The 24,751-nt window shown below is 63.1% G+C and carries 22 protein-coding genes; 5 read left to right on the forward strand and 17 right to left on the reverse strand.

The window, feature by feature from the left end; all coding sequences use genetic code 11:
* Positions 1 to 43 precede the first annotated feature (43 nt).
* Together AC1IN8_RS16945 and cydH are read right to left on the reverse strand one after the other, a co-directional pair.
* Positions 44 to 1,456, reverse strand: coding sequence for a sensor histidine kinase (locus AC1IN8_RS16945; RefSeq protein ID WP_479759783.1), 1,413 nt, complete (start codon positions 1,454 to 1,456; stop codon positions 44 to 46).
* A gap of 102 nt (positions 1,457 to 1,558) precedes the next feature.
* Positions 1,559 to 1,651, reverse strand: coding sequence for a cytochrome bd-I oxidase subunit CydH (gene cydH / locus AC1IN8_RS16950; protein WP_106885551.1), 93 nt, complete (start codon positions 1,649 to 1,651; stop codon positions 1,559 to 1,561).
* A 125-nt stretch (positions 1,652 to 1,776) separates the two neighbouring features.
* On the opposite strand from cydH, the gene AC1IN8_RS16955 reads away from it, so the two are divergent.
* A complete protein-coding gene (locus tag AC1IN8_RS16955; protein ID WP_479759785.1) occupies positions 1,777 to 2,325 on the forward strand; it encodes a 2-amino-4-hydroxy-6-hydroxymethyldihydropteridine diphosphokinase in 549 nt (182 codons plus the stop codon).
* A 70-nt stretch (positions 2,326 to 2,395) separates the two neighbouring features.
* On the opposite strand, the gene AC1IN8_RS16960 is transcribed toward AC1IN8_RS16955, so the two are convergent.
* Positions 2,396 to 3,100 (reverse strand): SDR family oxidoreductase, encoded by a 705-nt coding sequence (locus AC1IN8_RS16960; protein WP_479759787.1) that lies wholly within the window; start codon positions 3,098 to 3,100, stop codon positions 2,396 to 2,398.
* A 129-nt stretch (positions 3,101 to 3,229) separates the two neighbouring features.
* Here AC1IN8_RS16960 and AC1IN8_RS16965 point away from each other — a divergent pair, with 129 nt between their 5' ends.
* The gene (locus AC1IN8_RS16965; RefSeq protein ID WP_265435022.1) at positions 3,230 to 3,634 is read left to right on the forward strand and encodes a CBS domain-containing protein; all 405 of its coding nucleotides are present in this window, start codon (positions 3,230 to 3,232) and stop codon (positions 3,632 to 3,634) included.
* Here AC1IN8_RS16965 and AC1IN8_RS16970 read toward each other — a convergent pair.
* Positions 3,631 to 4,167 (reverse strand): DUF2301 domain-containing membrane protein, encoded by a 537-nt coding sequence (locus AC1IN8_RS16970; RefSeq protein ID WP_139437912.1) that lies wholly within the window; start codon positions 4,165 to 4,167, stop codon positions 3,631 to 3,633. The two genes, AC1IN8_RS16965 and AC1IN8_RS16970, sit on opposite strands and share 4 nt — an antisense overlap.
* An 83-nt stretch (positions 4,168 to 4,250) precedes the next feature.
* Here AC1IN8_RS16970 and AC1IN8_RS16975 point away from each other — a divergent pair, with 83 nt between their 5' ends.
* Complete coding sequence (locus tag AC1IN8_RS16975; protein WP_479759789.1) at positions 4,251 to 5,015, forward strand: substrate-binding periplasmic protein; 765 nt, start codon at positions 4,251 to 4,253, stop codon at positions 5,013 to 5,015.
* A gap of 8 nt (positions 5,016 to 5,023) precedes the next feature.
* Here AC1IN8_RS16975 and asnC read toward each other — a convergent pair whose 3' ends face one another.
* Positions 5,024 to 5,485 (reverse strand): transcriptional regulator AsnC, encoded by a 462-nt coding sequence (gene asnC / locus AC1IN8_RS16980; RefSeq protein WP_139437917.1) that lies wholly within the window; start codon positions 5,483 to 5,485, stop codon positions 5,024 to 5,026.
* A gap of 153 nt (positions 5,486 to 5,638) precedes the next feature.
* On the opposite strand from asnC, the gene asnA reads away from it, so the two are divergent.
* A complete protein-coding gene (gene asnA, locus AC1IN8_RS16985) occupies positions 5,639 to 6,631 on the forward strand; it encodes an aspartate--ammonia ligase (protein WP_139437918.1) in 993 nt (330 codons plus the stop codon).
* Between the two features lie 502 nt (positions 6,632 to 7,133).
* On the opposite strand, the gene AC1IN8_RS16990 is transcribed toward asnA, so the two are convergent.
* The 6 genes from AC1IN8_RS16990 to rluD all read right to left on the reverse strand — a co-directional run bounded on the left by AC1IN8_RS16990 (position 7,134) and on the right by rluD (position 14,343).
* Positions 7,134 to 8,048, reverse strand: coding sequence for a c-type cytochrome (locus tag AC1IN8_RS16990; RefSeq protein WP_139437920.1), 915 nt, complete (start codon positions 8,046 to 8,048; stop codon positions 7,134 to 7,136).
* On the reverse strand, positions 8,045 to 8,668 hold the full coding sequence (locus AC1IN8_RS16995) for a c-type cytochrome (RefSeq protein WP_479759791.1): 624 nt from the start codon (positions 8,666 to 8,668) through the stop codon (positions 8,045 to 8,047). Before AC1IN8_RS16995 ends, AC1IN8_RS16990 begins: the two co-directional genes overlap by 4 nt.
* A 208-nt stretch (positions 8,669 to 8,876) precedes the next feature.
* The gene (locus AC1IN8_RS17000) at positions 8,877 to 9,710 is read right to left on the reverse strand and encodes an MBL fold metallo-hydrolase (protein ID WP_479759792.1); all 834 of its coding nucleotides are present in this window, start codon (positions 9,708 to 9,710) and stop codon (positions 8,877 to 8,879) included.
* 59 nt (positions 9,711 to 9,769) lie between these two features.
* Positions 9,770 to 12,343 carry an ATP-dependent chaperone ClpB gene (clpB, locus tag AC1IN8_RS17005; RefSeq protein WP_202047611.1) on the reverse strand — a complete coding sequence of 858 codons (2,574 nt, stop codon included), beginning with the start codon at positions 12,341 to 12,343 and terminating at the stop codon, positions 9,770 to 9,772.
* A 172-nt stretch (positions 12,344 to 12,515) separates the two neighbouring features.
* On the reverse strand, positions 12,516 to 13,253 hold the full coding sequence (gene pgeF / locus AC1IN8_RS17010) for a peptidoglycan editing factor PgeF (RefSeq protein ID WP_479759795.1): 738 nt from the start codon (positions 13,251 to 13,253) through the stop codon (positions 12,516 to 12,518).
* A gap of 109 nt (positions 13,254 to 13,362) precedes the next feature.
* Positions 13,363 to 14,343, reverse strand: coding sequence for a 23S rRNA pseudouridine(1911/1915/1917) synthase RluD (gene rluD / locus AC1IN8_RS17015; RefSeq protein WP_005324417.1), 981 nt, complete (start codon positions 14,341 to 14,343; stop codon positions 13,363 to 13,365).
* A gap of 116 nt (positions 14,344 to 14,459) precedes the next feature.
* On the opposite strand from rluD, the gene AC1IN8_RS17020 reads away from it, so the two are divergent.
* Positions 14,460 to 15,215, forward strand: coding sequence for an outer membrane protein assembly factor BamD (locus AC1IN8_RS17020; RefSeq protein ID WP_162852238.1), 756 nt, complete (start codon positions 14,460 to 14,462; stop codon positions 15,213 to 15,215).
* A gap of 199 nt (positions 15,216 to 15,414) precedes the next feature.
* Here the strand turns inward: AC1IN8_RS17020 and AC1IN8_RS17025 are convergent, their stop codons facing one another.
* From AC1IN8_RS17025 to yqhD, 6 genes are all read right to left on the reverse strand, one after another.
* Entirely contained in the window at positions 15,415 to 16,743 is a 1,329-nt protein-coding gene (locus AC1IN8_RS17025; RefSeq protein ID WP_479759797.1) for a CoA-disulfide reductase, read from the reverse strand.
* Positions 16,744 to 16,815: 72 nt separating this feature from the next.
* Positions 16,816 to 18,216, reverse strand: a complete 1,401-nt coding sequence (locus AC1IN8_RS17030; protein WP_479759799.1) for an L-cystine transporter — start codon at positions 18,214 to 18,216, stop codon at positions 16,816 to 16,818.
* Between the two features lie 156 nt (positions 18,217 to 18,372).
* Entirely contained in the window at positions 18,373 to 19,665 is a 1,293-nt protein-coding gene (locus AC1IN8_RS17035; RefSeq protein WP_139437936.1) for an L-cysteine desulfidase family protein, read from the reverse strand.
* Between the two features lie 322 nt (positions 19,666 to 19,987).
* Entirely contained in the window at positions 19,988 to 21,472 is a 1,485-nt protein-coding gene (pntB, locus tag AC1IN8_RS17040) for a Re/Si-specific NAD(P)(+) transhydrogenase subunit beta (RefSeq protein WP_139437938.1), read from the reverse strand.
* A gap of 11 nt (positions 21,473 to 21,483) precedes the next feature.
* A complete protein-coding gene (gene pntA, locus AC1IN8_RS17045) occupies positions 21,484 to 23,010 on the reverse strand; it encodes a Re/Si-specific NAD(P)(+) transhydrogenase subunit alpha (RefSeq protein WP_479759802.1) in 1,527 nt (508 codons plus the stop codon).
* 506 nt (positions 23,011 to 23,516) lie between these two features.
* Positions 23,517 to 24,680, reverse strand: coding sequence for an alcohol dehydrogenase (gene yqhD, locus AC1IN8_RS17050; RefSeq protein WP_479759804.1), 1,164 nt, complete (start codon positions 24,678 to 24,680; stop codon positions 23,517 to 23,519).
* Between the last annotated feature and the right edge of the window lie 71 nt (positions 24,681 to 24,751).

Below are 24,751 nucleotides of genomic sequence, written 5' to 3' on the forward strand. Positions count from 1 at the left end.
TGTCAAGGCGCCGCCCGCACCTGCGGGGTAGCCACCGAGCCCGTCAGCTTGGGCGCACGTTCAAATCCAGCCGGAAACAGACATCGGCCTGTTTATCCTCAATTAATTTAAGCTCGCCCCCCAGACTCATCGCCGACTCGCGGGCAATGGAGAGGCCCATCCCGGATCCTTTCAACAACCCCTGGCGCACTATGCTGCCCTGCTCGAAGGGCTCGAAGATCCGCTCCCGCTCGTCTGGCGGGATGACGGGCCCTTCGTTGGCCACCTCCAGCCAGCTGCCGTTGGCATCCTGGCCGGCACGGATCCAGATCTGGCCACCCTTGGCGCCATAACTGACCGCGTTGGAAAACAGGTTGTCGAGGATGAGTCGCAGACGATAGGGCTCGGCCTGCAGGCTGATGGGCTCGGGCGGCAAGTGTACACTGATTTGTTTGGATTCCAGCGCCAGCCGGTATTCTGCAGACAATTCTGACAACAGGGGGGCCAGCGGCACCGCCGTCAGGCTGAACACCTCCTGCTGGCTGAGGCGATTGAAATCGAGCAGGCGCTCGATCAGAGTCTGCAGCCGGCGGCTGTTCTCCTCCAGCATCTGGCAGATCTCCTGCTGATCCCCGTTGAGCGGCCCCACCAGCTGTTCGGAGAGCAGATCCGCCCCCTCCCGCAGCACGGCGAGGGGGGTCTTCAGCTCATGGGAGACGTGGCGCAGGAACTGGTACTTCTGCTGTTCCAGCTCCTTGAGCCTGTCGTGCAGCCAGCCGATCCGCTCTCCCAGCAGCACCAGTTCGGCGGGGCCATCCACCGGGCGCTTGTCCGGCTCGACACCGGCTCCCAGGCTCAGGATCCGCGACTCAATCTGACGCACGGGGTGGATGATGAGGTAGGTAAACAGCAGCACCAGCAACAGGCTGAGCCCCGCCACGAAGCCGCTCACCCACCAGATCTCCTTCCTCAGCTCGGCGATGGCCGCCCGCATGCCCGCCACATGCTCATCGACCTGGCTGCGGGTGACCACTTCCAGTTGCTGGTTGAGCTCATTGAACCGGGTGAATTTGGGGCTGGTCGCCTCCTGTCTGGCCTTGCGCAGATCCTGCAAGCCATCCAGCCAGGCCAGGGTGGCCTCGAGATCCGTGTAGGCGGCGGCGTCCGGGATGGACTGCCGATGGGTGGCGAGCAGCTCGCGATAGCGGGCCAGCTGCTGCTGATAGCTGCCGAGGATGCGTTCGTCCCCCAGCACCGCATAGCGGCGCAGGGTGCGCTCCAGATCGATGGCCTGGGTGGTGAGCAGGGTTGCCCGGCGGGTATCCCGTACCGCCCGCTCCATCTCGTCGCTGGTCAGCTGACCCAGATGGGAGAGCGCCTGGCTGTCGTGCCAGATCATGCCCCCCAGGGGCATCAGCACCAGCACGAAGCCCATCAATACCACCTGGAGCAGGGAACGGGGCCGAACCTTGGTCATCTTCTGCTGTCTCGATTCGTCATGGGTGGGCCAGCATATCCGCACTCCATGAAAAAGCAAAACCGGCCAGGGGGCCGGTTTGATTGCACTCGGGGTCCGGGTTCACGCCAGACCGACGGACGCCAGGCAGATTATCAGGATCACTGCCAGGGCACCTGAGGCGGTCAACAGCGCCCACTTCATTTCCACACTCATATGAACCTCCTTTCTGCCAATCAGAGTTGGATCACAACAGATAACGGCATGTTAATTCATAGTAAATCCGATAACCGTGAGCTGCGTATATATTTCAGACGAGCCCAACCCAAGGAATGGCAACCATGTTTTACCTCTGCAGCATTGGATCCAACCTAGACCCCACCCAGCACGTCAGCCAGGCCGTGGAAGAGCTGCTGGCCCGCTTCGGCCAGCTGCGTCTGAGCTCGGTGATCCAGACCGAACCGGTGGGGATGCAGTCGCGCCATGACTTTCTCAACTGCCTGTTCGTCGTCCAGAGCGAGCTCTCCGCCGCCCAGCTGAAAGCCGAATTCGTCACCATGGAGCTGGCCCATGGGCGGGATCGCGGCAATCCCCTGTGCAAGGTGACAGACAGGCCCCTCGACATCGACATCCTGGCCAGCCACGAGAGGGATGCCTTCGCCGGGGCCGGGGTGGATGCCTATCTCGGGGATCTGCTGGCCGAGATGTATGAGGGGGGGCGGGTCGGCGCCCACAAGGTGACGCTGCGCCTGCAGACCAGCAAGGTGTTTGCGCAGCAGAGCTTCGGCCAGCAGCCCGTGGCCCTGCGCCAACCCGCCGAGCAGCGTCAGGAGCTGCCCGCCGTGCACCCGGACCTGCCTGCCCATCAGGCGACCATCCGGCCCCACTAGGCGCCCGGCACAGGGCGGCGAGCGCCCGGACAGGCCACCGCCGCCCCGCACCATCGCCCTCCCATGACAGCTAGATGACGGCGAGGGCCCGGCCACCGTCCACCCGGATGCTGGCCCCCGTCATATAGTCGTTTGCCATCAAGAGCCTGACGGCCTGCCAGATGGGCTCCAGTCCCCCCTCCCTCGCCAGTGGCGTCCGGGCCAGCACCTGCTGGCGCCAGGCGTCCCCATGTTCATCGAGGAACAGTATGGGGCCGGGCTCTATGGTGTTGACCCGCACCTCGGGTGCCAGCTCCCGGGCAAAGCTCATGGCCAGCGAATGGGCCCCCGCCTTGGTGGCCACATAGGCGGCGAACTGGGGCGCCGGTGCGTGAATGTAGATGTCGGTGATGTGGATGATGCTGGCGTTGGGATTGCTTGCCAGCTTGGGGGCCAGGGCCCGGTTCAGCTGGAAAGGGGCCGCCATATGCACCCGATAAAACTGCTCGAACTGCGCCAGCTGCGCCGCCGGCTCACCGGCCTGCGGCTCAAAGGCCGAGGCGTTGTGGATGATCAATGCCAGATCGTCATGGGCACCCAGCGCCGTGACAAGGCGGGCCACATCCCCTTCCAGGGCGAAATCCGCCTGCACCAGCTCCACCCCCAGGGCCCGCAAGCGGGCCAGCTCGGGCCGCTCGCTGCGATAGCTGCCCGTCACCTGCCAGCCTGCGGCCACCAGCTGTTCGCACAGGTAGAATCCCAGCCGACGGCCACAGCCCGTTACCAATGCACGCATAACCTCTCCTTTTGTCAGTGCTTGCCGACCCGGGGCCCTGCCTATCAATCTCCACGGCACAAGCCATTGGCCCCGTCCGCCGTCCAGCGGACATAGTGACACCACTTTAACTCTTTTGGAGCCACCCAGATGCTGCAGATCCGCAATCACATGAGCCGCCCGACCCACTTCCTCAGCCCGCAACTCGGCCTGGCCGAGGCCCTCGACAGACTCCATCAGGCTGACGCCAGCGGCCTGCCGGTGCTGGATGATCAGAAACGGCTGATCGGATTCCTCTCCGAGCAGGACTGCATCCCCAGCCTGCTCACCGGCAGCTATCACTGCGACAGCCGCACCCGGGTGGAGGATCTGATGAGCCGCACCCCGCTGTTCGTCAGCCCGGACGACAGCATCCTGGATCTCGCCCGCCAGATGACGGGGGCCAGGCCCAAGGTCTATCCGGTACTGGAAGGGGGCAAGGTGATCGGCATCATCAACCGCCGACAGGTGATGCAGGCCCTCAACGCGCAGATGAAGCAGTGCCAGGCCACCTAGAGCTGATAGCGTCCCCGATCGCCGATATCGAAATGCAGGGGCATGCGCCACTTGGCCAGACTGAGCAGGCCAAGCAGCAGGCCGCTCGCCAGGGCAACCAGGGCCGTGGCCCAGGCGAAGCGGGTCCACTCCAGCAACCACAGCAGGGGTAACAGCAGAGGCAAGAGCCTGATGCCCGGGATGGCGAAGCAGAACTGCTCCTTGAACGCCAGGCCACTGAGGGTGGCCAGGGCAGCCCCCAGCACCAGGATGGCGGGGGCGCCGCAGGCGGCCAGCATCACGCCGCCCCAGGCCAGCCCCTGCAGGAGAAACCGGACCCGCTTGTCATAAATGTGCAGGCAGAATCCACACAGGCCGCTGGCCACCACCAGCATGGTCAGCCAGACGGAGGGAGACAGGGGCACAGGTCCCCCCAGCAAGCCAACCCCTCGACACAACAGCAGCAAAGCTGTCAGACTCAGACCGAGACGGTAGAGACGGACAGAGAGCCTGTCGATGCCATCCAGTTCGCTTTCTACTTCAGGGTTTGCCATCCGGGGTCGTCTCTTGTCAGGTATCTGCTGGTCACTATACCCCGTTGCGCATAAACCAGTCCCGAGTGTTCAGGAGATGTGATTTGCGAATCTTGCTCGTGCTCTGCTTGCTGCTGCCCTGCTGGCTGTCGGCCAGGGAGCTGGTCATTGGCGGCCTTCTTGAGCCCCCCCTGAAGTGGCTGGATGAGAAAGGGCAGCCACGAGGGCTGGATGTGGATCTGGTCACCACCATCTTTGGCGTCCTCCGGGTCCCCATCAGGATAGAGCTGCTCGATTCCGGTGCCAGACTCACCCGCAACGCCGAGGGCGGCGTCTATGACCTGCTGCTGAGCCACTCCTACAAGCCGGAGCGGGAGGCCTATCTGCTCTATCCCAAGCAGGCCCATATGCTCCATAGCTGGCACTTCTTCGTGCGCAAGGCCGACATGGACAAGATCCACTACGATAGCCTGGTCGATCTCAAGCCCTGGCGCATCGGTGTCACCAAGGACTTCTCCTACACCCCAGAGCTCACGGCGGCCATGGCCGACCCGGCCTATCGCTTCCAGGAGATCCCCATCAACCAGTTGCAGCTGCGCAAGCTGATCGCCGGGCGCATCGATCTGGTTCCCATGTCCCTGGTCACCGCCTTCACCCAGATAAGAGAAGAGGGGCTGGAGGGCAGGCTCGGCTACCTTCCAAAACCCCTCAAGACCAGCCCCTACTTCAATGTCTGGACCCGCTCCCGGGCCGATGCCGACACCCCGGCCCTGATGGTGGCCTATGACGCCGAACTGCTGCACATGAAACAGGATGGCCGGCTCAAGGCCCTCTACCACAAGTACGGCATCCCCTATATCGCACCCTGATCAGTCGGTCAGGGCTTCACGTCTCTCAGAATGGGATTTTGCAGGGAAATCAGGGTTTCGGTGGACTGGATCTCGTCTATGGTCTGGATCTTGTGGATCAGCACGGTCTGCAACTCGTCGATGGAGCGGGTCATCACCTTCATGAAGATGCTGTAGTGGCCCGTGGTGTAGTAGGCCTCCACCACCTCGTCCAGCGCCTGCAACTTGGCCAGGGCCGAGGGGTAATCCTTGGCACTCTTCAGATTGATGCCGATAAAGCAGCAGACGTCGTAACCCAGCTTCTTGGGGTTCACCTGTACCCGGGTCCCCTCGATGATCCCCGCCTGCTTCATCTTCTCCACCCGCACATGGATGGTGCCCGGGCTGACCAGCAATTGTTTTGCAAGCTCGGCGTAAGGGATACGCGCATTCTCCATCAGGGCGGTGAGGATGGCCTGATCGAGATTATCGATCCGATAATTTTCCGACACTTTTTTGCACTCCCGTTGACGATATATCAGTAAAAGCCCGGGTATTTTGAACAAAAAAATACGTAAAGCCTATTTCTATTATCGAATATTGAATTTAGTGCGCAATCTGTTGAAGAATCGCCACATCCAACGGGTTTGAAACAGGTATTTCCCATGAAACAGCACTACATTCGCAGCCAACAACAGATCAGCTTCGTCAAAGAGATGTTCTCCCGCCAGCTCGCCCAGCAACTGGGCCTGATGGAGGTGCAAGCCCCCATCCTGAGCCGGGTCGGTGATGGCACTCAGGACAACCTCTCCGGCCACGAGAATGCGGTGCAAGTGAAGGTGAAGACCCTGCCGCAGCACAGCTACGAAGTGGTGCACTCCCTGGCCAAGTGGAAGCGCCAGACCCTGGGCCGCTTCGGTTTCGGCCCGGGTGAGGGCATCTACACCCACATGAAGGCTCTGCGTCCGGACGAGGACAGGCTGACCCCCATCCACTCCGTCTACGTCGATCAGTGGGACTGGGAGAAGGTGATGCCGGGCGAGCGCCGGGATCTGGCCTACCTGCAGGAGACGGTGCGCGGCATCTGGGCCGCCATCAAGGCCACAGAGCGCGCGGTCTGCGCCGAGCACGAGCTGACCCCCTTCCTGCCGGCGGAGATCCAGTTCCTGCACAGCGAAGAGCTGCTGACCCGTTACCCGGATCTCGACGCCAAGGGGCGCGAGCGCGCCATCGCCAAGGAGCTGGGGGCCGTGTTCCTGATCGGCATCGGCGGCGCCCTCTCCCACGGCGAGCGCCACGACGTGCGCGCCCCGGACTATGACGACTGGAGCAGCGAGAGCGAACTGGGTCTGGCCGGCCTGAACGGCGACATCCTGGTGTGGAACCCTGTGCTGGAAGACAGCTTCGAGATCTCCTCCATGGGGATCCGGGTGGACGCCGAGGCCCTGCGCCGCCAGCTCGCCATCACCGGCGACGAGGATCGCCTGCAGTACGACTGGCACCAGGACCTGCTGGCCGCACGGATGCCGCAGACCATAGGCGGCGGCATAGGCCAATCCCGTCTGGCCATGCTGTTGCTGCAAAAAGAGCACATAGGTCAGGTGCAAGTCGGTGTCTGGCCATCCGAGATGAAGGCCGCCATCCCGGGCATGCTGTAAGCAGGTCATGGGCATAGGGTTATCTCGGGTCGGCACAGAGGAGCACATAGACCAGCAGATACAGGTCGGCGTCTGGCCATCCGAGATGAAGGCAGCTATCCCGGGCATGCTGTAAGCAGGTCATGGGCATAGGGTCATCTCGGGTCGGCACAGAGGAGCACATAGACCAGCAGATACAGGTCGGCGTCTGGCCATCCGGGATGAAGGCAGCTATCCCAGGCATGCTGTAAGCAGATTGATGGTATCCGGCAACCCATGCCGGATGCTGAAGGTGTGTGGCGGTGCGGACTGAAAGAGCGCAGTCCGGACAGGCTGTAAGGAGAGGGGCATCCTGGATGCCCCTCTGCGAAACCGGGGCTTGCCCCTGCGACCCGCTCAACCCACGCAAGGTCGCATCGAATACATTCCTCCCGGCAATCCTCGGATTGCCGTTTTTTTTGCCTGCAGCCGGGCGGCCCATGAAAAAAGGGGCCTGAGCCCCTCTGTAGTCCTGCCTCAGCCCTCAATACGCCTTGCTGCCCAGCAGGTGACCATCCACCGGGGAAGGCAAGCCGTACTGGGAGTAGGTGCCATGGAACGCCTTGGTGGTCTGGCCGAGATCCCCCTTGAACCTGGGATCCTGAGGGCGCTCGTGGCTGTTGATGTAAAGGGAGACATCCCAGGCCTGCTGATCGCTCAGGCTCCCTCCCTGGGAGAGCGGCATGTTGCTCTTGATGAAGGCCGCCGCCTTGTCGATGCCGTGCATGCCCGCGCCCCAGTTGTAGCTCTCCTTGCCCCACAGGGGTGGGAAAACGTAGCGATCCGCCACCTTCTTGCCCTCCCCCTCGCCGCCGTGGCAATCGGCACACCGCTCGGCATAGACACTCTGGCCCCGCTTGAAGTCAGGGGCCTGAGGAGGTGTGGCAATGGCGAAGAAGTTGCGCCCTGGCAGTTTGTCACTGATGGGGGCACCGCTCGCCAGCCAGTAGGAGTAGGCCACCAGATCCCGGATCGCCTGGCTGTCATAGGCGGGGGGCTGGCCCTCTCTGGCATTCATCGAATAGAGGAAGCAGCCTTGCAGCCGATCCTCATAGGTGTTCACCTTGTTGTTCTTCTTGCGATAGGCGGGGTAGGCCGGATAAGCCCCCCACATGGGACTGGCACCGGCAATGATGCCGGCGCCCAGGTGACAGTTGCTGCATTGCAAGCCGTTCCCCGGCTGGCCCTGCCCCTTGAGCTGCTGGGTGTTGACGAACAGGCTGTAGCCACGCTTGATGGCCGCTCCCATCTCCCCCTCCGGCACGGCAGACCAGTCGGGCACCTTGTGGTAGTTGCCATCGGGCGCCTTCTCCCCGAGCGGGACGCTGAACTGATCCTCGAACGCTGCGCCATGAGCCAGACCGGCCAGCAGGCAGGCCATCAGATATGCATGCTTCATTTCGCCACCCCCTGCGCCGCGAAGTAGTTGGCCACCGCGTCCATTTCCGCCTCGCTGAGGGACTTGGCGATGGCAGGCATGGAGCCCATGGCGCCAAGCGGGCGCTTGTCGGCCTTCCAGTAGATCAACTGGCGCTTGAGGTAGGCGGGATCCTGACCGGCGAGACGGGGAAACAGGGGCATGACGCCGACGCCACTCGGGCCGTGGCAAGCCACGCAGGCCGGCAGATTTCGCTCGGGTTTGCCGGCCAGGGCCAGCCGCTCCCCCGTCTCCATGTCCCCGGGCCACTTGTCGCCGCTCCAGTGCAGACTCACCTCCTTGGCGGCGGACTGGCTGGCAAAATGGCTGGCCGCCCGGGCTATCTGCTCGTCGCTCAACTGGTAGATGATGGGATTCATGAAGTCGCTAACCCGTTTGCCGCTGCGAAAGGCCCGCAGCTGCTCGCTCAGGTAGGCCTCCGACTGCCCCCAGAGATTGGGGATGTTCGACTCCTTGGGCACGCCGTTCATCCCGTGGCAGGTGGCGCAGATCTGGGGCACATCCTCGATCGCTTGCGCCCCCTGTGCCGCCAGGGGCACCAGGCTGCTGCACAGCAGCATGAGCGAAAATCGTGTTCTCATTGGCAAAGGCTCCCTCTCCTGACAATGACAATAGCGTCATTAATGGTATGAAGCCTATCACTACAATTCGATGACCAATAGTTATCGCCATGTTAACGCCAACATGCTGCGACAATAAAAAAAACGCCAGCCCGAGGGCTGGCGTGGTGCTGGCCGATGGCCTCATCGCCGCCGCGCTGGCTGGGCTCGCTTCCCGCCAGGCTCAGGCTCACGGTTTCTGGGACGGGAACACATGCTCAAAACCCGCCCCTATCTGGGTTTGCCTTGGCAGCCCCACCTTCCGCTTGCCGGTACAGTGGCAGGCAAAGAGGCTGCCGACCCCTTCCCGTTGCAGATAGGACCCCAGCGCCGCCGCCCGCCGCGGGCCGGAAAATTTCAGGTGCAGGCCGCCGATGACGGCGTGCACCCGATCGTCGGTACACACCTCCCTGGCCCGCTGCACTATGTTCTCGACCCCGGCATGGCCGCAGCCGATGAAGACGATGAGCCCCTGCTCGCTCTTGTAGACCAGCGCCGAGTCGTCGCTGATGAGATCCTTCTCCACTCGCCCGCCTCGCACCATGTAACCCAGCAAGGAGGGTCTGGCCTGATCCCGTCGCAGTATGGATCCCAGGAACACCAGCCGCTCGGACAGCCAGACCGGCTCGGCCGAACAGTGAGGGAGCAGCCCTCTCGCCGCCAGTTGTTGCGGATCCAGCTCGCCCGAGAGGCGGTAGAGGTTGTAGCGCCGGGGCAGCAACGGCAGGAAGTAGCCCCGCTCATTGAACACATCCGGACAGGCGATCAACGGGATGGGCTCGGGGTAGACGGGCAGGGAGCCGATGCCACCCACATGGTCGTAATGACCGTGGGACAGCACGACGTGGGTGAGGGAACCGAGATCGACCCCCATCACGGCGGCGTTATGGCGCAGCGCCCGGCCCCGACCACTGTCGAACAGCACCCTGAGGCCGTCACACTCCAGCAGCAGCGCCAACCCTCGCTCGGGCAGACAACCAGGCAGATGAACCTCATCATCCACCAAGACGGAAAACGTCAGCATCTCAATCCCCCTGAAAACAAAACGCAGGCACAAGGCCTGCGTTTTGAGTAGACAACCCATCACTGGGTCATGGTGAGCCCGTTGCTGTCGGCACCCAGCAGCAGCCGCTTGCCGGGGATGACCCGACCGCTGAGCAGGGCCTGGGCCAGCGGGTTTTCCACCTTCTGCTGAATGGCCCGCTTGAGGGGACGCGCCCCGTAGACGGGATCGAAGCCGGCGTGGACCAGCTTGGTCAGCAGCTCCTCGCTCACCTCCACCTCGAAGCCCTGGGACTCCAGACGACCCATCAGGCTCTTGAGCTGGATCCGGGCGATGGACTTGATGTGATCCTCGCCCAGCGGGTGGAACACCACGGTCTCGTCGATCCGGTTGATGAACTCCGGGCGGAAGCTGCGGGTCAACAGCTCCATCAGCAGGGACTTCATCTCCTCGTAGTCCTTCTCGGCGTAGTGCTCCTGGATGAGATCCGAGCCGAGGTTGGAGGTCATGATCACCACGGTGTTGCGGAAGTCGACGGTGCGGCCCTGACCATCGGTCAGGCGGCCATCGTCCAGCACCTGCAGCAGTATGTTGAACACGTCCGGGTGCGCCTTCTCCACCTCGTCCAGCAGGATCACCGAGTAGGGACGGCGGCGTACCGCCTCGGTCAGATAACCGCCCTCTTCATAACCCACGTATCCGGGAGGCGCCCCCACCAGACGGGCCACGCTGTGTTTCTCCATGAACTCGGACATGTCGATGCGCACCATGGCGTCCTGGGTATCGAACAGGAACTCCGCCAGCGCCTTGCACAGCTCTGTCTTGCCCACCCCGGTGGGCCCCAGGAACAGGAAGGAGCCGATGGGGCGATTCGGGTCGGAGAGCCCGGCCCGGGAGCGGCGGATGGCGTTGGAGACGGCGTCCACCGCCTCTTCCTGGCCGATCACCCGGCTGTGCAGCTGATCTTCCATCCGCAGCAGCTTGTCACGCTCCCCTTCCAGCATCCGCGCCACCGGAATACCGGTCCAGCGCGCCAGCACGTCTGCGATCTCCACATCGGTGACCCGGTTGCGCAGCAGGCTGGTCTCCTGCATCTCCGCCTGGGTGGCGAGATCCAGCTGTTTCTCCAGCTCGGGGATACGGCCATATTGCAGCTCGGACATGCGGCCGAGATCCCCGGCCCGGCGGGCCACCTCGAGATCCTGACGGGCCTGCTCCAGCGCCGCCTTGATGTGCTGGGTACCGGCGAGGGCGGCCTTCTCGGCCTTCCACACCTCTTCCAGCTCGTTATATTCCCGCTCCTTCTCGGTCAGCTCATGGTTGAGCAGATCGAGCCGCTTGCGACTGGCGTCGTCGTCCTCCTTCATCAGCGCCTGCTGCTCCAGCTTGAGCTGGATGATGCGCCGCTCGAGGCGGTCCAGGGACTCCGGCTTGGAGTCGATCTGCAGCCGTATGCTGGCCGCCGCCTCATCGATGAGGTCGATGGCCTTGTCAGGCAGCTGGCGATCCGCGATGTAGCGGTGGGATAGCTGGGCCGCCGCGACTATGGCCGGGTCGGTGATCTGCACATGGTGGTGCAGCTCATAGCGCTCCTTCAGGCCACGCAGGATGGCGATGGTGTCCTCCACCGAGGGCTCCTCCACCAGCACCTTCTGGAAACGGCGCTCCAGGGCGGCATCCTTCTCCACATACTGGCGATATTCATCGAGCGTCGTGGCACCGACGCAGTGCAGTTCACCGCGCGCCAGGGCGGGTTTGAGCATGTTGCCAGCGTCCATGGCCCCCTCGCCCTTGCCGGCGCCGACCATGGTGTGCAGCTCGTCCACGAAGAGGATGACGCTGCCCTCCTCCTTGGCGAGATCGCTGAGCACGGCTTTCAGCCGTTCCTCGAATTCGCCGCGATACTTGGCACCGGCCACCAGGGCCCCCATGTCCAGCGACAGCACCCGCTTGTTCTTGAGCCCTTCCGGCACCTCGCCGTTGATGATGCGCTGGGCCAGCCCCTCGACGATGGCGGTCTTGCCGACGCCGGGGGCACCGATCAGCACGGGGTTGTTCTTGGTGCGGCGCTGCAGCACCTGGATGGTGCGGCGGATCTCTTCATCCCGCCCGATGACGGGGTCGAGCTTGCCGAGTTCGGCCCGCTCGGTGAGGTCTATGGTGTACTTCTCCAGCGCCTGGCGGTTCTCCTCGGCGTTGGCATCATCCACCTTCTTGCCGCCACGGACCTTGTCGATGGCCTGCTCGAGTTTTTCCTTGGTCAGCCCCTGGGCGCGCAGCAGCTCCCCCAGGTTGCCCTTCTCGTCGAGCGCCGCCAGCACGAACAGCTCGGACGAGATGAACTGATCCTTGCGCTGCTGGGCCAGCTTGTCACAGACATTGAGCAGACGGCCGAGGCCGTTGGAAAGCTGCACGTCCCCTTCGACGCCGCTCACCTTGGGCAGGCGGTCGAGCTCCTCGCCGAGACGGGAGCGCAGGGCATTGATGTCCATCCCGGTCAGGGTCAGCAGCGGGCGGATGGAGCCGCCATCCTGATTGAGCAGGGCTGTCATCAGGTGGACGGGTTCGATGAATTGGTGGTCACGACCCAGTGCGAGAGACTGGGCATCGGAAATAGCGACTTGGAATTTGCTGGTCAGGCGATCGAGGCGCATTGCACTCCCCCTTTGAAACAGACACGCCGCTTGCGCGGCAAACAACATAACTTTCTGAGATGAAAGATGAGGCCCGTACGGGCTATTTCAAGGGGCGGGTCTGGTTATTTTTTCTGCAACGAGGGGCGCTGGCAGGATCCCCGCCCTTGCAAGATGCAGGGCGGGAGATTCGTCAAGGCGTCAGCCAGACAAGGGAGGCCATGCGGCCGGTCTGGCCATCGCGGCGATAAGAGTAGAACTGCTCGCTGTCGCTGAAGGTGCAGTATTCGCCGCCATAGACAGCATTCACACCGGCGCAGGCCAGGCGCAATCGGGCCAGCTGGTAGATATCCGCCAGCCACTTGCCCTCATGGCTGGAAGGCACGAAGGCGGCGGCCGCCTCGGCCTGCTCCGCCATAAAGACCTCGCGCACCTCGCCCCCCACTTCAAAGGCCGCGGGGCCGATGGCAGGGCCGAGCCAGGCCAGGATCTCCTCCGGTTCGCAGCCCATGGCGGCGATACTGGCTTCCAGTACCCCCTCCTTCAGCCCACGCCAGCCGGCATGAGCGGCAGCCACCACAGTGCCGGCCCGATCGCAGAACAGCACCGGCAGGCAGTCGGCCGTCATCACTATGCAGGCCTGCCCGGCCTCGTGGGCGCAGGCTGCATCGGCATCCGGCGCCTTTTCATAGTCGCTGCCGACCCTATGGACTGCGATGCCGTGCACCTGGTTGAGCCAGTTGAGGGGCCCGGGGATCTGCGCCGCCTGCTGCAGGCGGGCACGGTTCGCCTCGACCCGTGCCGGCTCGTCCCCCACATGGGCACCCAGGTTGAGACCGGCGAAGACCCCTTCGCTCAGGCCACCATCCCGGGTGGTCGACAGGGCCCTGACATTGCCAGGAGCGGGCCAGTCGGGTTCAATCCAGTTCATCTGTGACTCCTTCCATTCACGGATATAGAAACGGGGCTCCTGAAAGGGAACCCCGTTTGTCATCTCTTCGGGCCGGACGGCGGCAGAAACCGACGCAGGCCCTATCGCATCAGCTCCAGACTAAATCATCCGGATTGGCGAGCGTATCAGCACGCAGCACTTCCATCAGATCCAGCATGTCTTGCGGCGTGGCAGAGTGCCACTCCATGACTTCGCCGGTGATGGGGTGAGCCAGCTTCAGCATGGTGGCATGCAGCGCCTGGCGGTTGAAGTTGCGCAGGGCCAGGGTCAGCTCAGGGGTCGCATTGCGCAGCAGGCGCAGACGGCCACCGTAAGCGGGATCCCCCACCAGCGGATGCTTGATGTGCGCCATGTGGACACGGATCTGGTGGGTACGACCTGTTTCCAGACGCAGACGCAGACGGGTGTGGCCACGGAACTTCTCGTGCACCCGGTAGTGGGTCACGGAAGGACGGCCATTGGGCACCACGGCCATGTGGGTACGCTGGGTCGGGTGACGACCGATGGGGGCATCCACAGTGCCGCCTGCGGTCATGTGACCTATGGCGACAGCCTCGTATTCACGGGTGATCTGACGCGCCTGCAGCGCCTCCACCAGATGGGTCTGGGCCGGGATCGTCTTGGCAACCACCATCAGGCCGGTAGTGTCTTTATCCAGACGGTGCACTATGCCGGCACGGGGCACCTCGGCGATGCCGGGGTAGCGGTGCAACAGGGCGTTCAGTATGGTGCCGTCCGGCGTGCCGGCGCCCGGGTGGACCACCAGACCGGCGGGCTTGTCGATCACCAGAATGTGTTCATCTTCATAGACGATGTTGAGGTCGATGTTCTGGGCATCCCAGCGGGTGTCATCTTCCAACTCGACATCTACATGTACCTGCTGCCCGGCCACCACTTTCTCGCGCGGGGTATTGGCAACCTGACCGTCCAGGGTCACTCTGTCCTGTAAAATCCACTCCTTGATGCGGGTTCTGGAGTAGTCTGGAAACAATTCGGCCAGGGCCTGGTCGAGTCGCTGCCCGAATTGGTGATCCTGAAATTCGCCTGTCAGTTCAATATGCTGGCTCATGTATGGTCTCTTGAGCGGGGGTATCAATTCGAAATAATCCGGGTATTCTAGCTTTTCTTTTAGCCAAGCATAACGGATACTTTGCCAATTTCGTGGAAATGGACCGGATGTTGTTGATGGGAAAGAAGTCTCGCCTGCTGATGTCGCTCGCCTTGGTCGCTACGCTGATCACTGGCTGTTCCAGCACCAAACCCAAGGTTCCCGACGAACCGCCGGAAGTTCTGTACCAGAAAGCCCGTCTCAAACTGGACACAGGCAACTACCTGAATGCCATCGAATTGCTGGAAGCGCTGGACTCTCGTTATCCGTTCGGCGCCTACTCCAACCAGGTGCAGCTCGATCTCATCTACGCCTACTACAAGCAGGATGATACCGCCCAGGCGATCGCCAATATCGACCGCTTCATCCGCCTCAACCCGGCGCACAAGAACATCGATTACGTGTTCTACATGCGCGGTCTGACCAACATGGCGGCGGATTACAACTTCTTCCAGGACTTCCTGGGCATCGATCGGGACGACAAGGACCCCTCCTACGCCCGTCAGGCCTTCCAGGATTTCAAGACCCTGTTGCAGAACTACCCGAACAGCCAGTATGCGGCCGATGCTCGTGCCCGCATGGTCGGTCTGAAGACCCGCCTCGCCCGCTACGATCTGGGGGTGGCCGAGTATTACGTGAAGCGTGATGCCCTGATCGCCGCCGCCAACCGCGCCAAGCTGGTGGTCGAGACCTATCCCGACACCGTGGAGACAGAGAAGGCACTGGAGATCATGGTCAACGCCTACGATACCCTGAAGATGCCGACCCTGGCCCGCCACGCCCGCGAAGTGCTGGCCAAGAACTACCCGGACAATCGCCTCGGCCGCGGCTGAGCATGACGGGGACAAAAAACCGATGCCTTGGCATCGGTTTTTTTATGGCTGCAATCTGCCCGCAGAGTGCACCCTCCATGACGGCGCCCTGCATGCGCCGTCATCTTCATTCAGCTACTTGGCGACGTTGCCCGCCACGTTGAGTGCATCCCAAGCATGGAAAAAGAGCGCATAGGCAAGCGCCACCATGACTGCCCAGCTACTTGGCGACGTTACCCGCTACGTTAAGCACGTCCCAGGTGCGGGAGAAGGGCGGCGCGTAGGCGAAGTCCAGCATGCCGAGCTGATCCGTGGTCACCCCCATGGTGATAGCCACCGCCAGGGCGTCGATGCGGTGTACCGCCCCCTTGCGCCCCAGGATCTGGCCCCCCAGCAGCCGCTTGCTGCCCGCTTCATAGACCAGCTTGACGTGGATGTCGGACTGGCCCGGGCAGTAGTTGGTGTGGCACTTGTCCTTGATCACCACGGTGCGATAGTCGATGCCCATCGCTTTGGCTTCCTGCTCGGAGAGACCGGTGCGGCCCGCCTCCAGCCCCAGCACTTTGAGTGCCGCCGAGCCGAGCGTGCCCGGGAATTCCTGTTCGGCCCCCGCCAGGTTCTCCCCCACCATGCGCCCCAGCTTGTTGGCTATGGTGGCGAGCGGCACATAGACCTGCTGCTGCTTGACGCTGTGCCAGACGCTGGCGCAATCCCCCGCAGACCAGACATTGGCGAGCGAGCTGCGCCCCTGACGGTCGACCTTGATGGCGCCGTTGCCGAGCCGCGCTATGCCGCTGTCGGCCAGGAACTCGGTGTTGGGCCTGACCCCGGTGCAGACCACGACGATATCGGCCTCGTACTCACCCTGGTCGGTGCGCACGCCGGTCACCCGGCCCTCCCCCAGCAAGGCCTGGACCCGCTCGTCGAGATGCAGGGAGACGCCCTGCTCCCGCAATTCGGTCTCGATGTGCTGGGTGATCTCGCCATCGAACGCCTCGGGGATGACCCGCTCGGCCAGCTCGATGAGACGCACCTCCTTGCCCTGATGGACCAGGGCCTCGACCACCTCCAGTCCGATAAAGCCGGAACCGATCACCACCGCCTTCTTGCTGCGCGGATCCTGCACCGCAGTCTTGAGCGCCAACCCATCGTTCATCCGGCGCAGGCCGAACACCCCCTGCAGCTGCAGGCCGGGGATGGGGGGCATCTGTTCGCGGGCACCGGTGGCGATCATCAGCCGATCGTAGCTATCGGTAAAGCTGTCGCCCTTGTGCTCGACGACCAGGGTCTGGGCGGCCGCATCCAGACTCAGCACCCTGTGGCCAATCTTCACCTCTATCCCCTTGGCAGCGAACTGCTCCGGGGTAAATTCGGCCATGTAGCCCGGCTCCTGGAAATCGTCCCCCACGAAGTAGGGCAGACCGCAGGCGCCGAAGGAGATCACCTCTGAGGCTTCATACACCACAATCTCGGCGTCCCTGGCCAGACGGCGCGCCTTGGCCGCCGCACTCATGCCGGCGGCTTCGCCACCGATGATCACAATACGCATAGCTTGACTCCAGTCACGACAGGGGAGGCTTCGCCTCCCCTTTTCATATACAAATCAGAAGATGAGGCCCGGTCAGACCGCGGACTCTTCCCCGTCCAGGCTTACCTCGGCATCGCCGTTGAAGACGGCCATGTCGGTCTGTCCCATCAGTCGGCTGGTGAGGGTGCCGGCGGTGATGGAGCCGGAGACGTTGAGGGCGGTACGGCCCATGTCGATGAGGGGCTCGATGGAGATGAGCAGCCCCGCCAGGGCCACCGGGAAGTCCAGGGCGGAGAGCACGATCAGCGCCGCGAAGGTGGCCCCGCCTCCCACACCGGCCACCCCGAAGGAGCTGACGGTGATGATGGCGATGAGCGTCATGATGAAGCCGGGATCCAGGGGATTGACCCCCACGGTCGGGGCTATCATCACCGCCAGCATGGCCGGGTAGATGCCGGCACAGCCGTTCTGGCCTATGGTGGCGCCGAAGGAGGCGGCGAAGTTGGCGATGCCCGCCGGGATGCCGAGGGCCCGGGTCTGGGTCTGCACGTTCATGGGGATGGAGCCCGCACTGGTGCGCGAGGTGAAGGCGAAGGCCAGCACCGGCATGATCTTCTTCAGGAAGCGCAGCGGGTTGATGCCCACCAGGCTCACCAGCAGCAGGTGCACCAGGAACATGATGGCGATGGCACCGTAAGAGGCCAGCACGAAGTTCAGCAGGTTGATGATGTCCGCGTAGTTGGAGCCGGACACTACCTTGGCCATCAGCGCCAGCACGCCATAGGGAGTGAGGCGCAGCACCAGGGTCACCATCCGCATGACGATGGCGTGGGCGACCTGCATGAAGCGCTCGAAGCTGGCGAAGATCTCGGGCTGCTTGCGGGCGATGCCGGTGGCGGACAGGCCGATGAAGATGGAGAAGATCACCACGGCTATGGTGGAGGTCTTGCGCGCCCCCGTCATGTCGAGGAAGGGGTTGGCCGGGATGAACTCCAGCACCATCTTGGCGAGGGACATGCTCTCGACGCTGCCGAGGCTGGTCTGCAGGGCCGCGCCACGGGCCGTCTCGGCGGCGCCGGCAACCAGCCCCTCGGCACTCAGGCCGAACAGGTTGGACATCAGTATCCCGGCCCCGGCGGCGATCATGGTGGTGAAGATGAGCACCCCTATGGTCAGGGCGCTGATCTTGCCGAGGGCGCTGCCGCCGGAGAGCTTGAGGATGGCGCCTATGATGGAGACCATGATGAGCGGGATGATGATCATCTGCAGCAGCTTCACATAGCCACTGCCGACCAGGTCCAGGTAGTCGCCGGTCTGGACCAGCACCTCGGAGCCGACACCGTACAGCAGTTGCAAGGCCCAGCCGAACAGGACCCCGAGCCCCAGCCCCGAGAAGACGCGGCGAGTGAAGCTGACGTGGGTCTGCTGCAAGCGGTAGAGAAACAGCAGCAACATGACCAGGATGGCCAGATTACCGATAACGCTAAGAGTCATGATATTCCCCAGAAATAAACGGGCGAGGCCCGAGATGGATGGACGGGCGCACCCTGCACCTCGCCCCGAAACTGGCCGCATCGTGGCGGCACGCCCCCCGTTCGGGGTGACGTCAATATCTGCAAAAAACGGGGGCGGCCACTGCCGCCCCCCTCATCAGCCAGCCTTGCCCTGCTGCTTGGCCCGCATGATGTTGATGATCTCTATGTCGGTGTCCAGCATCCCCTGTTTCGAGAGGCGGCCCAGGTTCGCTATGGTCTGGTCCACGTCGTCGGAGACTATGCCCTCGCTCTGGGGCACGTGCAGGTTGTTGATGGCCATCAGCGACGACTTGACCGCCGCCGAGGTGGAGGTCGACACCTTCATGGAGCAGGCGCTGCCGGCACCGTCGCAGATGATGCCGGAGACGTCGCCAATCATGTTGTTGATGCAGTGGCTGATCTGCTCGAACTGGCCTCCCAGCAGCCAGGTGATGGCAGCGCCCGAGCCCATGGCGGCGGTGCTGGCGGCGCACAGGGCCGACAGCTTGTTCTGGTAGGCCTTGATGTAGATGGCCACCAGGTGGCTCATCACCAGCGCCCGGGCCAGCTGTTCGTCGTCGGCCTTGAGGAAGCGGGCGGCGGCGACCACCGGCATGGTGGCGGCTATGCCCTGGTTGCCCGAGCCCGAGTTGGACATGGCGGGCAGCATGGCGCCGTCCATGCGCGCGTCCGACGCGGCAGAAGAGAGGCGCATGGCCAGGGTCATCAGATCGTCCGAGAGCAGCTTGCGCTCCACCTGCTCGGTGAGGATCTTGCCGATGCGCAGGCCATAGCCCTGCAGGCCCTCGTCCGCCAGCGCCTGGTTCATGGTGGCGGCCTCGCGGATGAAGTCGATCTCGGCCAGCGGCGCCTGCAACGCGAACTCCACTATCTCCCGCAGCGTCATGGCGGGCTTGTCGGATTTCGCGGGCTGGATCTGCACCCCGGGGGCACTGTCCTGCTCCATCAGCACCTCGCCATCCTTCTCCAGCAGCACTATGCGGGTGTGATCCGTGCAGATCACCACCCGGGCGCTGTGGCCGTCGGCCTCGGCCAGCACCTCGGCGTAGAGCACGTCAGGCACGTCCTTCACGTCCACCTTGATGATGGGCAGCAGCGCCTTGGCGGCGTCCACCTGGGCCGGGGTCAGGGTCTTGAGCACCTCCAGACCCGCATCCGGGTTGCCCCCCGTGATGCCGACGGCGGCGGCCACCGGCAGGCCTATCATGCCGGTGCCGGGGACCCCGACCCCCATGCCATTCTTGAACAGGTTGCCGCTGACCCAGACGCTGATGCGGGTCGGATCCTGCCCCAGCAGCTTGCGGCAGTTGGCGGCGGCCAGCGCCACCGACATGGGCTCGGTGCAGCCCAGGGCCGGCACCACTTCACGCTTGAGCAGAGTAATAAAGTCGGTCCATTGTGCTTTCATCTGTGGTTTCTCTGGTTCACTGTGCCGCAGGCATCGTATGAGGGTATGGGTGCTATCTGGAGGGCCGCCCGCCGGGCCACCCCGTCCATGTCACTTTATTTGATTCTAGTGGCACGAGCCTCAAATAAAATTGAGCCCCCTCGCCTTTTGCCGCCATTATGCCCTCCAGCGAGGGCAACGTCACCGGATTGCTGCCCTGCCGCCGGCAACGGATCCCCCCTCCCGGCCAGGGCCCTTTGCCATCAATGTCTTGCCTGCCTCCGTGAAAAGCGGGCAATAAAAAAGGAGGCCGAAGCCTCCTCTTGTCTCATCCCATGGACGCTTAGAGCGCCTTCAGGATGGCCTCGACGCTGGCCTTGGCATCGCCAAACAGCATCTGGGTGTTCTCCTTGAAGAACAGCGGGTTCTGGACGCCGGCGTAGCCAGTGTTCATGGAGCGCTTGAAGCCGATGACGTTCTGCGCCTTCCACACTTCCAGCACCGGCATGCCGGCGATGGGGCTGCCCGGATCTTCCATGGCGGCCGGGTTGACGGTGTCGTTCGCACCTATCACCAGCACCACGTCGGTGTCACTGAAGTCCTCGTTGATCTCGTCCATTTCCAGAACTATGTCGTAGGGGACCTTGGCTTCCGCCAGCAGCACGTTCATGTGACCAGGCAGACGACCGGCCACCGGGTGGATACCGAAGCGCACCTTGACGCCGCGCTCGCGCAGCTTGTGGGTGATCTCGGCAACCGGGTACTGGGCCTGCGCCACCGCCATGCCGTAGCCCGGGGTGATGATGACGGAGCTGGCGTTCTTCAGCATGTCGGCCACGTCTTCAGCGTTGGTCTCGCGGTATTCGCCCATCTCCTGATCGGCCGTGGAGGCCACACCGTCGGAGCCGAAGCCACCGGCGATGACAGAGATGAAGGAGCGGTTCATCGCCTTGCACATGATGTAAGAGAGGATGGCACCGGAGGAACCCACCAGGGCACCCACCACGATCAGCAGGTCATTGGAGAGCATGAAGCCCGCCGCCGCCGCCGCCCAACCGGAGTAGGAGTTCAGCATGGAGACCACTACCGGCATGTCGGCGCCGCCGATGGAGGCGACCAGATGCCAGCCGAAGGCGAAGGCGATCAGGGTCATCAGCAGCAGGGCGAAGGTGGAGCCACCGGCGTTGACGAAGTGGATCATCAGCGCGATGGAGACCACCACGGCCAGCAGGTTCAGCTTGTGGCGGTGCGGCAGCATCAGCGGCTTGGAAGAGATGAGGCCACGCAGCTTGCCGAATGCCACCACGGAACCGGTGAAGGTCACGGCACCGATGAAGACGCCGAGGAACACTTCCACCAGGTGGATGTTCAGCATGGCGCCGGAGAGGTGCTCGACCTGGGCGACGCTGGCCGCCTGCTCGAACGCCGCCCGGGCCGCAGCCAGGGTCGCATCCAGGTTGGAACCGACGGAGACGACCACCTCAGCAGGTGCGGAGGGGTGCAAGTCGATGAAGCTGTTGAAGCCCACCAGCACCGCCGCCATGCCCACGAAGCTGTGCAGCACGGCCACCAGCTCGGGCATCTCGGTCATCTCGACCTTGAGCGCCAGACGCACGCCGATGGCGCCGCCGATGACCATGGCCAGGATGATCCAGTGGACGCCACTGGTTTCCGGGTTGAAGACGGTGGCGAGCAGGGCGATGGCCATCCCCGCGATACCGAACAGGTTGCCATGCTTGGCCGTTTCTTGCTTCGACAGTCCCGCGAGACTGAGGATGAAGAGCACGGCGGCAACGATATAGGATGCTGTTACCAGTCCTTGAGACACGTTAAACCCCCTTAATCCTTACGGAACATCTTCAGCATGCGCTGAGTGACGGTGAAGCCACCGAAGATGTTGATACTGGCAATCAGCACGGCGATAAAGGCCAATACGGTGACCAGGGTCGACCCTTGCCCAATCTGCAGCAGGGCACCGACCACGATAATGCCGGAGATGGCATTGGTGACCGACATCAGCGGCGTGTGCAGGGCGTGAGAGACGTTCCACACCACGTAGTATCCGACCACGCAGGCCAGGATGAAGACGGTGAAGTGGGAGAGGAAGGCGGCAGGTGCCACCGCAGCGACCCAACCGAAGGCGGCGATGCCGAGGGCACCGAACACGAACTTCTTGTTGGAGGGCTTGGCCTCTTCCTTCTTGGCTGCCGGTTTGGCGGCGGCTGGCTTCTGCGGTGCGGCAGAGACGGAGATGGCGGGGGGCGGGAAGGTCACTTCACCGGCCTGGATCACCGTCATGTTGCGCTGCACCACGTCTTCGAAGTCGATGGCGACCTTGCCGTCCTTCTCCTTGCACATCAGCTTCATCAGGTTCACCAGGTTGGTGCCGTAGAGCTGGGAGGATTGGGCGGGCAGACGACCCGGCAGATCGGTGTAACCGATCACCTTGACGCCGTTGTCGGTGACATGCAGTTCACCCGGTACCGTGTATTCGCAGTTGCCGCCGGCCTGGGCCGCCATGTCCACGATGACGGAGCCCGGCTTCATGCTGTCCACCATCTCCTTGGTGATCAGCTTGGGTGCCGGCTTGCCCGGGATCAGGGCGGTAGTGATGATGATGTCCACTTCCTTGGCCTGCAGGGCGAACAGCTCCATTTCGGCCTTGATGAACTCTTCGCTCATCACCTTGGCATAACCGTCGCTGGAGGCGCCATCTTCGCCGCCGAAGTCCAGCTTGAGGAATTGCCCACCCATGGACTCGATCTGCTCGGCCACTTCCAGGCGGGTGTCGAAGGCACGCACTATGGCGCCGAGGGAACCGGCAGTCCCGATGGCAGCCAGACCGGCCACACCGGCACCGATCACCAGCACCTTGGCGGGCGGAACCTTGCCAGCGGCGGTGATCTGACCGGTGAAGAAGCGACCGAACTGGTGGGCAGCTTCGACCACGGCGCGATAGCCACCTATGTTGGCCATGGAGGAGAGGGCATCGAGGGACTGGGCACGGGAGATCCGCGGCACCATGTCCATCGCCATCACATTGATGTTGCGCTCGGACAGCTTCTTGACCAGCTCGGGGTTCTGGGCAGGCCAGATGAAGCTCACCAGGGTGGCACCATCCTTAATTTGTGCGATCTCGGCATCGGTCGGCGCGTTGACCTTGAAGACAAGGTCGGCTTGCCAGACGCTCGGCACCACGCTGGCACCGGCAGCCTCGAAGGCGGCATCATCGAAGCTGGCCAGCTGGCCGGCACCGGCCTCGATGGCGACCTCGAAGCCGAGCTTTTTCAGCTGCTCGACGGTGGCCGGGGTCGCTGCGACCCGGGTCTCACCGGCGAGACTCTCTCTCGGTATTCCAATCTGCATGACTATTCCCTGATGGTTAATAAACAATCATTGCCCAGTCTCTCATGTCTGAAGGGACAAGGCATGATCAAAGTGCAGGTCACGGGCCCTTTGTTATGAAAATCAGCAGGCTTTACCTCAACCTCCTGTCATGGTCAGGCCCCCGCTTTTCAGGCGCGAAGGTGATTAGTATCAAATTTTGGAGTTTTATTACAACCACGACCCCGGGCGAGCGGGTACAGAATTCAGCCCATCCCGGCCCATGATTAAAAAAAACAAACCAAATTAGTGGCTTATACCAGCAAAATACGCTGAAAAAAGTGATCCAACCAGTCAAAAAAAATGTTTTGCCGAGCCTCTACCTTAGCGTTTTTTGTTCTTATGAAATCTGCCGTTGGCTCATCAGATGAGATGAAAGGGGAAAAAGTAACCGTTTTGTAACGACTCGGGGGCCGCGCCACCGCCACAAGGCGGGAGCGGGCCCCCTGATTCAACCCCGGACAAGGCCGGAACTGGTCTCTCGCCTCTTACCAGGCGGCTTCATAAATATGCCGGCTCTGCACCAGGTCGATGTCGCCGTGCTCCCCGAGCGCCGTCATGCCGTGCTCTTCGAGCTTGGCCAGCAGGGCGTCGATATTGGCGTCGGCCAGGCCGTAGTCACGCAGCCGGGTCTTGACCCCCATCCGCTCGAAGAAGTCGCGGGTGGCTTTGATCGCGCCGTCGATGCGCTCGGCCTCGCTGCCGCTGCGCAGATCCCAGACCCGCTCGGCGTATTGCAGCAGCTTGGCGCGCTTCTGCTCACGCTTGGCCTGCAGCAGGGCGGGCAGCACCACCGCCAGGGTCTGGGCGTGGTCCAGGCCGTGCAGGGCGGTCAGCTCGTGACCCAGCATGTGGGTGGCCCAGTCCTGGGGCACGCCGGCGCCGATCAGGCCGTTGAGTGCCAGGGTGGCGCTCCACATGATGTTGGCGCGCACGTCGTAATTTTCCGGCTCAACCAGCGCCTTGGGGCCCTCCTCGATCAGGGTCAGCAGCAGCCCTTCGGCGAAGCGATCCTGCACCTTGGCGTCCACCGGATAGGTGAGGTACTGCTCCAGGGTGTGGATGAAGGCATCCACCACGCCGTTGGCGACCTGGCGGGCCGGCAGGGTGTAGGTGAGCACGGGATCCAGCACGGCGAAGCGCGGCATCACGAAGGGGGAGAAGAAGTGCTGCTTGTCCCCTGTGCTCCTGCGGGTGATGACGGCCCCCATGTTCATCTCGGAGCCGGTAGCCGGCAGGGTCAGCACGGCGCCGAGGGGAATGGCGGAAGCCACCTCGCCCCCCACGGTCTCGAGGATGTGCCAGGGCTCCCTGGCCAGATCGTAGTGGGCGGCCGCGGCAATGAATTTGGTGCCGTCCAGCACGGAGCCGCCGCCGACGGCGAGCAGGAAGTCGATCTGCTCGGCGCGAGCCAGTTCGACGGCGCCCATCAGGGTCTCGTACGCCGGGTTGGGCTCTATGCCGCCGAACTCGAACAGGGTCAGGCCCGCCAGCTCGCTGCGGATCTGCGCCAGCAGGCCGCTGCGCACCACGCTGCCGCCGCCGTAGGTGATGAGGACACGGGCGTCGGCCGGGATCTGGCCGCGCAGCTGGGCCACCTGGCCCTTGCCAAACAGCACCTTGGTGGGGGTGTGCAGGATGAAGTTGTTCATGGGATCTCCTGGGGTGATCGTAGTCGGTAAGGTATGGGTTGCATTTTTCTCTTATAACCACCTACCATCAA

This window comes from Aeromonas sp. 130281 (assembly GCF_056642115.1).

Excerpts from the sequence above, each read along its gene's own strand:
- AC1IN8_RS16945 (WP_479759783.1), bottom strand. The coding sequence starts at position 1,456 with ATGACCAAGGTTCGGCCCCGTTCCCTGCTCCAGGTGGTATTGATGGGC.
- cydH (WP_106885551.1), bottom strand. The coding sequence starts at position 1,651 with ATGAGTGTGGAAATGAAGTGGGCGCTGTTGACCGCCTCAGGTGCCCTG.
- AC1IN8_RS16955 (WP_479759785.1), top strand. The coding sequence starts at position 1,777 with ATGTTTTACCTCTGCAGCATTGGATCCAACCTAGACCCCACCCAGCAC.
- AC1IN8_RS16960 (WP_479759787.1), bottom strand. The coding sequence starts at position 3,100 with ATGCGTGCATTGGTAACGGGCTGTGGCCGTCGGCTGGGATTCTACCTG.
- AC1IN8_RS16965 (WP_265435022.1), top strand. The coding sequence starts at position 3,230 with ATGCTGCAGATCCGCAATCACATGAGCCGCCCGACCCACTTCCTCAGC.
- AC1IN8_RS16970 (WP_139437912.1), bottom strand. The coding sequence starts at position 4,167 with ATGGCAAACCCTGAAGTAGAAAGCGAACTGGATGGCATCGACAGGCTC.
- asnA (WP_139437918.1), top strand. The coding sequence starts at position 5,639 with ATGAAACAGCACTACATTCGCAGCCAACAACAGATCAGCTTCGTCAAA.
- AC1IN8_RS16990 (WP_139437920.1), bottom strand. The coding sequence starts at position 8,048 with ATGAAGCATGCATATCTGATGGCCTGCCTGCTGGCCGGTCTGGCTCAT.
- AC1IN8_RS16995 (WP_479759791.1), bottom strand. The coding sequence starts at position 8,668 with ATGAGAACACGATTTTCGCTCATGCTGCTGTGCAGCAGCCTGGTGCCC.
- AC1IN8_RS17000 (WP_479759792.1), bottom strand. The coding sequence starts at position 9,710 with ATGCTGACGTTTTCCGTCTTGGTGGATGATGAGGTTCATCTGCCTGGT.
- clpB (WP_202047611.1), bottom strand. The coding sequence starts at position 12,343 with ATGCGCCTCGATCGCCTGACCAGCAAATTCCAAGTCGCTATTTCCGAT.
- pgeF (WP_479759795.1), bottom strand. The coding sequence starts at position 13,253 with ATGAACTGGATTGAACCCGACTGGCCCGCTCCTGGCAATGTCAGGGCC.
- rluD (WP_005324417.1), bottom strand. The coding sequence starts at position 14,343 with ATGAGCCAGCATATTGAACTGACAGGCGAATTTCAGGATCACCAATTC.
- AC1IN8_RS17020 (WP_162852238.1), top strand. The coding sequence starts at position 14,460 with ATGGGAAAGAAGTCTCGCCTGCTGATGTCGCTCGCCTTGGTCGCTACG.
- AC1IN8_RS17025 (WP_479759797.1), bottom strand. The coding sequence starts at position 16,743 with ATGCGTATTGTGATCATCGGTGGCGAAGCCGCCGGCATGAGTGCGGCG.
- AC1IN8_RS17030 (WP_479759799.1), bottom strand. The coding sequence starts at position 18,216 with ATGACTCTTAGCGTTATCGGTAATCTGGCCATCCTGGTCATGTTGCTG.
- AC1IN8_RS17035 (WP_139437936.1), bottom strand. The coding sequence starts at position 19,665 with ATGAAAGCACAATGGACCGACTTTATTACTCTGCTCAAGCGTGAAGTG.
- pntA (WP_479759802.1), bottom strand. The coding sequence starts at position 23,010 with ATGCAGATTGGAATACCGAGAGAGAGTCTCGCCGGTGAGACCCGGGTC.
- yqhD (WP_479759804.1), bottom strand. The coding sequence starts at position 24,680 with ATGAACAACTTCATCCTGCACACCCCCACCAAGGTGCTGTTTGGCAAG.